The organism is Oleiphilus sp. HI0080 (assembly GCF_001635135.1).
Map to the genome: position 1 here is coordinate 1 of NZ_LWFU01000037.1, position 686 is coordinate 686.

The 686-nt window shown below is 43.1% G+C and carries 1 protein-coding gene; it reads left to right on the top strand.

All coding sequences use genetic code 11. From position 1 onward, the window contains the following. Nucleotides 1-277: 277 nt before the first annotated feature. The coding region (locus tag A3751_RS00610; RefSeq protein ID WP_156492143.1) for a MoxR family ATPase at nt 278-686 on the top strand (409 nt) is incomplete at its 3' end.

The window sequence follows — 686 nt, forward strand, 5'->3', positions numbered from 1 at the left end:
ACTACTACCGTGGGCCAAAAGAATTAACTTCGTTTTCATCCTAAACTCTATTCCTTGAAGTTGATTAAGATATTGTACGCTGATTTATACGTTTATGGATCAACAGGGCTTGTTCGTTTGCGTCTACATTGCACGCTTTATAGCGTGTATTTTGTTGTTAGTAATCCATTTTCATCATAAGGGCTGTACATAACGTGGAACAATCTGTTGTATGGGCAATAAACGTGCATTGCTTTAGAATGTCGCACGTTTAGCCCAAATCTATTTAGGAAATATTATGTCGTTCAAGGGTACTCAGGACTACGTCGCAACTGACGATCTTCAAATGGCGGTCAATTCTGCGATCGCACTTCAAAAGCCTTTGCTCATCAAAGGCGAGCCAGGAACCGGTAAAACCATGCTAGCTGAACAGCTTGCAAGCGCCTTGGGTGCCAGACTAATCCAGTGGCATATCAAGTCCACAACTAAAGCGCAGCAGGGTCTTTACGAATACGACGCCGTTTCGCGGCTAAGAGATTCACAATTAGGTGTGGATCGAGTCCATGACATTTCCAACTATATCGTGAAGGGAAAGCTTTGGGAGGCCTTTGAAGCGGAAGAGCGCGTGATTTTGTTGATCGACGAGATTGATAAAGCGGATATTGAGTTTCCAAACGATCTGCTTTTAGAAATCGACAAAATGGAGT